The following is a 5588-nucleotide window of genomic DNA, read 5'->3' as shown; positions in this document are numbered from 1 at the left end:
GATATCCAAACTCTAACCGAGCGAATATTAAGTGATAAAAAGTATTAGTTAATATCAACTTTGTTTAAAGTAAAATTTGATAATATCACTTTAAAATTTTTGAAGGACAAAAATGAGCCACGTAGAACTACTCAAAACCTGCGGTTTGAAAGCAACTCCGCAAAGATTGTGCATCCTAAAGGTGCTCGATCGCCACGAACATCCAAGCATAGATGACCTATACGAGGGGATCAAGGAGGACTATCCATCCATTTCGCTGGCGACGGTTTATAAAAATTTAAACACCCTACTCGACGAAGGCGTCGTAGTCGAGGTCAATGCGCCGAATAAAAAGAGCCGCTACGACATTTATCAGATGCCGCACATCCACGTCGTATGCGAAAAATGCGGCAACGTCGAGGATCTTTTCATGGATGATGCCTTTAATAAGGACGTTTTGAAAAACATCGAGCGCAAAGCTGGCAATTTCATCCGCAAGCTAAATATCACGGCTACGGTCGAAGACTGCGAAAAGTGTAGATAGTTTAAAGAATTTTCTGCTATTATTACCCACTTTATTTTTGGAGCGGGTATGCAAACTAAGCGTAAATTTTTATTGAGCGACGATTCGATTCTGCGGACGCTAGAGCGTGCGGGGCTAAAATGTCGCAAGGTAAAGATCGCTTGGTTTTATACTTCGTTCTATCCCGAAATTTACTACATCCGCCAAAACGACGAGTGCTCTTTGCACCACAAAAAAGAGGATCTCGACAGGCAAACTTTAAATTTTAAAATTTCAAAAGATGATTTCAAAGAAGCTTTAAAAAGCAGGATCGCCCGCGTCGTGCAAAAAAACCGCTACGGCTTTGCCAGTGACGAAGCGGAGTTTTGGCTAGAGCTTTACGGCGGCGAGCTAAATATGCTAGCGGTGCTGCGGGCTAAATTTAAAGACGAGCTCTCTAGCGCAAATTTTGATTTTGCAAAAACCTTCGGCAGCACCGATTTTTGCGAGATCACCGACGATTATCGCTACAAAAGCCGCTATCTGGCGCGCTACGGTATCCCGCCGCGCTCGCTTGATTTCGCGCACGCCCACAGTGTTTTTAAAAAATTTAGCCGAGTTAAATTTTTCGCGCCGCCCTATGCGGACAGCGTTAAGCTCGCGCGTTTGGCGCTTGAGCTAGCGTGGACGAGGGCGTGCGGCGCAAAGAGCAAATATCAAAAAAGCCTAGCCCCCGAAGCGCTTCACGAGCTGCGCGTGCAGATTCGTAAATTTAGAGCCGTTTTGAAGCTATCCGCGCCGCTTTTCGAAGCTGAAAAAAAGGATGAAATTTTAAAACTCCTCGCAGAATTTATGAGCCGCAGCAATCAGCTGCGAGACCTTCACGTTTTTGCGGAGTTTTTAAAAGCCGACGACGCGCCTGCAGGCTTTTTGCAGCAGCTAAATCTTATCACAAAGCGCTCTGAGGATAAAATTTTAGAATTTCTTTCTAGCGCGGAATTTGCAGATTTAAGCGGCGCTATCAGCGGCTTTTTAAGCGGCGCGGACGGCATCTATGCACGCAGCGAATATGAAAAAATTTCAAAAAAGTTCGCATCCGCCCGCCTTTGCAAGCTGATTAAAAGCTTGCGCGCGGAGCTAAAAAATTTAAAGCAAGACTCGCCGCTGCAAGCATTTCACGACGCGCGTATAGGGCTAAAGAGGCTACGATACGCGCTTGAAATTTTTGCAAGAAGCTTTGATGAAGGCTGCGTCAAGGAACTGTTTAAGCGCGCTAAGGCCGCCTGCGAGGATTTCGGCGCGCTGCAAGATATCAGTGTGTGGCAAAATTTTATCGCGATCTATCAAAAAGCAAGCGATAAAAGCGGCGTCGCGTTTGCGTACCTGCTGGCTCTGGACGCCCGCTTAAACGACCGCCGCGCCGAGCTGGAGGAAAAAATTTTAAATGAAAAAGAGGCTCTTTTGCGCGCTCTAAAAAAATCGCTGCGCAAAATCAAAGCATACGAATAAGGAAAGCCCGTGCAAAAACAGGAAAAAATCATAAAGATGTTCGATGAGATCGCGCCTACCTACGATCTGGCAAACCGCGCCATCAGCTTCGGCGTGGACGTTTCGTGGCGCAAAAAAGCGGTCGAGCTGACGCTTGAAAAGCTTAAAGGAAAGCTCGTGAGTATCGCCGACGTCGCGTGCGGCACGGGCGATATGATAAGCTCATGGCGCGACGGCGCGGCGCAGTACGGCGTACAGATCGAGCGGATCGTGGGGATCGATCCTAGCGAAGGTATGCTCGAGGTGGCGAAGCAAAAATTCCCTAGCTGCGAGTTTATCAAAGCAACCGCGGGCGCCACGACGCTAGATGATGCAAGCGTGGATATTTTAAGCATCAGCTACGGCATAAGAAACGTCGTGGAGCTGGACGCGGCGCTTGCGGAGTTTAATCGCGTCATCAAACCTGGCGGCTCGCTCATGGTTTTGGAATTTACCAAAGCCGCAAGCGGCGGACTCGCGTTTAAAATAAGAGATTTTTACGTGAGCAAAATTTTACCCAAAATCGGCGCTTTTATCTCAAAAAACAAAGAAGCCTACGAGTATCTGCCAAGCTCCATCGGCAGCTTCCTAGACGCCGCGAGCTTTAGCGAAAAGCTCAAAAACGCAGGCTTTGAGCTGCGCGTACAAAAGGGCTTCAGCTTCGATGTCAGCACGCTTTTCATAGCGGAGAAAATCGCGCAAAAGAGCGACGATGCTTAGCGTAAGCGAGCTAAACGCCCAAGCCAAGGCACTTTTGGAGACGAGTTTTAGCTTCGTTGAGGTCGAGGGCGAGATCTCTAAGTTTAGAATTCAAAGCACGAGCGGGCACTGGTATTTTACGATCAAAGACGCGAGCGCGGCGATCGATTGCGCGATGTTTAAATTTAACGCTGCGCGGATAAATTTTATCCCCGCCGTCGGCGATAAGCTCATCGTAAGCGGCAAAGTCTCGCTATATGCCCCCACGGGCGCGTATCAGATCCAGGTCTCAAACATCCGCAAAAGCGGCGAGGGCGAGCTGGAGGCGGCGTTCGCCGCGCTAAAAAATAAGCTTAGCAAAGAAGGGCTTTTTGATGCCGCGCACAAAAAACAGCTTCCGAAATTTGCCCAAAGCATCGCGATCATCACGAGCGCGGGTTCCGCGGCGCAGGCGGATATGCTTCGCACGGCGCAGGACCGCTTCGCGCTTTGCAAGATCGATCTATATAACGCGCTAGTGCAAGGCGAGAGCGCGCCTGCTTCGATCATAAGCGCATTGCGCGTAGCCGACGAGAAGGGCTACGATGCGATCGTCATCGCTCGCGGCGGCGGCTCGCGCGAGGATCTGTGGTGCTTCAACGACGAGGCTCTGGCGCGCACGATCTACGCGGCCAAAACGCCCGTCATCTCGGCGATCGGACACGAGATCGATTTTAGCATCAGCGATTTCGTAGCCGATCACCGAAGCCTCACGCCCACCGCCGCGATGATCGATCTGCTACCCGATATTTGCGCGATCTTTCAGAGCTTAGACGGCATAAGCGATGCACTTGATAGACTGATAAAAGATAAAATTTCATCCGCACAAAACGTGCTGAGCCTCGCAGCTTTACAGCTTAAATCAAAATCGATCGAGCCAAAAATTTCAGGCTCGCTCGCGAGGCTTTTAAATTTCGAGCTTAAATTTAAAAGCTTCGTGGACTCCAAGCTAAGCGCCGCAGAGCACGCGCTAAGTGCCAAAGATGAGCTTTTGGCGCAAAAGGCGAAATTTTTTGAGATTACCAAAGATCTCGTTCAAATCCAAAAGGGCGGCAAAACGGTGAGCTTGGGCGAGCTTGCCGAGGGCGATGAGTTCGTCCTTTGCTCGCAGCAGCTCAGCAAAAACGCGAAAATCATCTAAAGGAGGCAAAATGGATAGAGTAATAAATTTTAGCGCAGGACCTAGCACCATCCCGCTGGGCGTGCTAAAGCAAGCGCAAGAGGAGCTGCTAAACTACGCAGGGCTGGGATTTTCGATAATGGAGATCTCGCACCGCACTAAAATTTTCGAGGAAGTTTTGCATAGTGCGATGGATCGCGTGCGCGATCTCTACGGCTTTTCGGATGATTTTACGATTTTATTTTTGCAAGGCGGCGCGAGCCTTCAGTTCGCGCAGGTGCCGATGAACCTATACGCAGGCGGCGTCGCAGAATACGCCAACACGGGTAACTGGACAAGCAAAGCGATCAAGGAAGCGGGCGTGCTCGGCATAAACTACCGCGTGGTCGCAAGCAGCGAGGATAGCAAATTCGACCGCATCCCAGAGGTTAAATTTTCTGACGGCGCGGACTACGGCTACATCTGCTCGAACAACACGATCTACGGCACGCAGTATCCGCAGCTGCCGCAGTGCGGCTGCCCGCTCGTGGTCGATAGCTCGAGCGATCTGTTTTCGCGACCCGTGGATCTTAGCAGCGTGGGGATGTTTTACGGCGGCATTCAGAAAAACGGCGGCCCCGCGGGCGTTACGATGGTTGCAATCCGCAAGGATCTGCTGGACCGCGCAAATCCCAAAACGCCGATGATCCTGCGCTACAAGACGCAGGCGGATGCGGACTCGATGAGCAACACCCCGAATACTTTCGGAATTTACATGCTAAATTTAATGCTCGGCTGGATCAAAGACGAGATCGGCGGGCTCGCGGCGATGCACGAGCGCAACAAGCGCAAAGCGGCGCTACTCTACGGCGCGATCGATGCTAGCGGCGGCTTTTACCGCGGCCACTCGCAAAAGGGCAGCCGCAGCCTGATGAACGTGAGCTTTAATATCGCAGATGCCGCGCTTGAGCCCATCTTCGTCGCGCAGGCGGAGGCAGAGGGGATGATCGGGCTTAAAGGACACCGCGTTTTAGGCGGCATCCGCGCCTCGATCTACAACGCGATAAACTACGAGGACGTGGAAAAACTGGTCGCTTTTATGAGCGAGTTTGCGCGCAAAAACGGCTAGCGGCGCTTAATTTAGAGGATTTGAGCGTGCTCGCGCTTATAGACGAGATTGTTTAGGATCCGCGCTTGCCTTGTCGCTGAGCTGGTATTTGTGATAACTCTCGCTTTTATAGCCGGTATTTTACGGCAGAAATAGCTTTGATGCGGCTTGGATTTTGCTGCTAGAATTTGATTGAAGGCAAAATTTTATGATGTTAAATTTTGCATTAGATGAAGTCCGATGGCTTTGATTTTGCAGCGGCAAGCAGACTTGGCGCTGCTGGGATTTATTAGGTAGGATTTAATATTTAAAACGCTATTATCGGTGTTCGAGGATGGAAGGCGGTTTATTTATGTAGGCGCAGGTTTAGCGTATCTAGCGCCTAAAATACAAGCTTAACCCTAAAAACAGGCAGAATTAAACGAAAGGATTTAAATGAGTTTTAAGAGATTTTTTGCAGTGGCGCTTGTGGTGGGCGCTTGCGCTTCGGTGAGCGCAGAGGCTAGCGCTGCTGGGGATTTTTGTATCCAAAATGGCGGCGAGCTGATCGTCCGCAAAGACGGCAACGGCGTGGATTACACCGTTTGTAAGCTGCCTGACGGCACGATGATCGACGCTGAAGAATTTTATAAAAC

At 50.1% G+C, this 5588-nt stretch carries 6 protein-coding genes; all 6 read left to right on the top strand.

Annotated elements, in window-relative coordinates; translation table 11 throughout:
- Positions 1-112 precede the first annotated feature (112 nt).
- Positions 113-523, top strand: coding sequence for a Fur family transcriptional regulator (locus Q0238_RS11965; protein ID WP_297946447.1), 411 nt, complete (start codon positions 113-115; stop codon positions 521-523).
- 48 nt (positions 524-571) lie between these two features.
- Entirely contained in the window at positions 572-1990 is a 1419-nt protein-coding gene (locus tag Q0238_RS11960) for a CHAD domain-containing protein (protein ID WP_297946445.1), read from the top strand.
- A 9-nt stretch (positions 1991-1999) separates the two neighbouring features.
- Positions 2000-2728, top strand: a complete 729-nt coding sequence (gene ubiE / locus Q0238_RS11955) for a bifunctional demethylmenaquinone methyltransferase/2-methoxy-6-polyprenyl-1,4-benzoquinol methylase UbiE (protein ID WP_297946442.1) — start codon at positions 2000-2002, stop codon at positions 2726-2728.
- Entirely contained in the window at positions 2721-3887 is a 1167-nt protein-coding gene (xseA, locus tag Q0238_RS11950; RefSeq protein WP_297946439.1) for an exodeoxyribonuclease VII large subunit, read from the top strand. Before ubiE ends, xseA begins: the two co-directional genes overlap by 8 nt.
- 10 nt (positions 3888-3897) lie before the next feature.
- Positions 3898-4974, top strand: coding sequence for a 3-phosphoserine/phosphohydroxythreonine transaminase (gene serC, locus Q0238_RS11945; protein ID WP_297946436.1), 1077 nt, complete (start codon positions 3898-3900; stop codon positions 4972-4974).
- Positions 4975-5388: 414 nt separating this feature from the next.
- A partial coding sequence (locus Q0238_RS11940) for a DUF333 domain-containing protein (protein WP_297946434.1) occupies positions 5389-5588 on the top strand: 200 nt, incomplete at its 3' end.

The sequence above is a fragment of the uncultured Campylobacter sp. genome (assembly GCF_938045775.1).
In the GTDB taxonomy this organism is placed as follows: Bacteria; Campylobacterota; Campylobacteria; order Campylobacterales; family Campylobacteraceae; genus Campylobacter_B.
Note: the sequence above shows the minus strand (reverse complement) of the source record. Positions and strands in the feature narration are given on the sequence as shown.